Source organism: Saccharothrix lopnurensis, assembly GCF_042658445.1.
GTDB classification, from domain to species: domain Bacteria; phylum Actinomycetota; class Actinomycetes; order Mycobacteriales; family Pseudonocardiaceae; genus Actinosynnema; species Actinosynnema lopnurensis.
The window spans coordinates 1-1,436 of sequence record NZ_JBHSQO010000100.1 but is presented as its reverse complement, the minus strand read 5'-3'; the positions used below and the strand labels follow the sequence as shown (position 1 = coordinate 1,436).

Sequence of the window (1,436 nt, the reverse complement as noted above, 5' to 3'; positions counted from 1 at the left end):
GTCGAGAGCGTCCGGTGGCGGTGTGGTCTTCTTGCGGAGTGACGCCGGAGGAGATGGCCGGGGTTCGGCCGGTGATCGAGGGGTTCGCCGCAGAGGTCTTCGGCGGGTTCGCCCGGCGTGACCAGGGGGGCAAGGGCGAGCTGTATCTTCGTGGGCTGTTGCTCGACGGCAAACGCAAGTCGATGCAGCCCATGGCCGAGCGCCTTGGTGTGGACCATCAGCAGTTGCAGCAGTTCGTCACGGCCTCGACGTGGGATCACGTCGAGGTGCGGCGGCGGTTGGCGGTGTGGGCGGCGGGGTTCGTCGATCCGGACGCGTTGGCCGTGGACGACACCGGCTTCCCCAAGGACGGGATCTCGTCGCCGGGGGTGGCGCGGATGTACTGCGGGGCGTTGGGCAAGCGCGCGAACTGCCAGGTCGGGGTCAGCGTGCACGCGGTCACCGACTGGACCTCCGCGGCGGTGGACTGGCGGTTGTTCCTGCCCGAGTCCTGGGACGACCACAAAACCGACGACGACCAAGCCGCATCGGAGATCGCCCGGAAGCGGGCCCGCTGCGCGATCCCCGACGATGTGCAACACCGGGAGAAGTGGCGCCTGGCCCTGGACATGATCGACGAGCTTCTCGACTGGGGCATGCCGCGGCGGCCGGTGGTGGCCGACTCCGCCTACGGCGACAACACCGCCTTCCGCCAATGCCTGACCGACCGCGGCCTGACCTACGCGGTGGCGGTCTCGGCCTCCACCAGCCTGCATCCCGCCACGTCGGTCCCGGTTCCACCGGTCTACTCCGGCACCGGTCGCCCACCGGTCAAGCCGACCTATCCGGACAAGCCCGTCACCGCCAAGGCCCTGATCACCGAGGCCGGGCGTTCGGCCGGGCGGTTCGTGGTCTGGCGCCACGGCTCCCGCAAAACCGCCGGCAACCCGACCGCGACCATGCGCTCGCGTTTCCTGGCGCTGCGGGTGCGCCCGGCCAACCGCAACATCCCCCGCCACCCCGACGGCAGCCTGCCCGAATGCTGGCTGCTGGCCGAATGGCCCACCGGCGAACCCGAACCCACCGACTATTGGCTCTCCACCCTGCCCACCGGCATCCGCCTACGGGACATGGTCAAGATCGCCAAGATCCGCTGGCGCATCGAGCACGACTACCGCGAACTCAAAGACGGACTCGGCCTGGACCACTTCGAGGGCCGCTCCTGGCTCGGCTGGCACCGCCACGTCACCCTCGCCTCCGTCGCCCAGGCCGTCTGCACGCAGCTGCGCCGCACCCCAAAAGTCCATGCGCGGGACTGACCCTCTACGCCGTCCTGCGCGAACTCCAGGTCTTACTCGCGGCCTGGACCGGTGTCTGCCACACCTGCCGACGACCCGTCCAGGCCACAACACCACCCACAAAACCGCAGGTCAACACCACCTAACAAAGCCCTACTA

At 69.2% G+C, this 1,436-nt stretch carries 1 protein-coding gene; it reads left to right on the top strand.

The annotated features are described in order from the left end of the window. The first annotated feature begins 38 nt into the window (after nucleotides 1-38). Complete coding sequence (locus tag ACFP3R_RS37500; RefSeq protein ID WP_380643794.1) at nucleotides 39-1,298, top strand: IS701 family transposase; 1,260 nt, start codon at nucleotides 39-41, stop codon at nucleotides 1,296-1,298. Nucleotides 1,299-1,436: the final 138 nt, after the last annotated feature.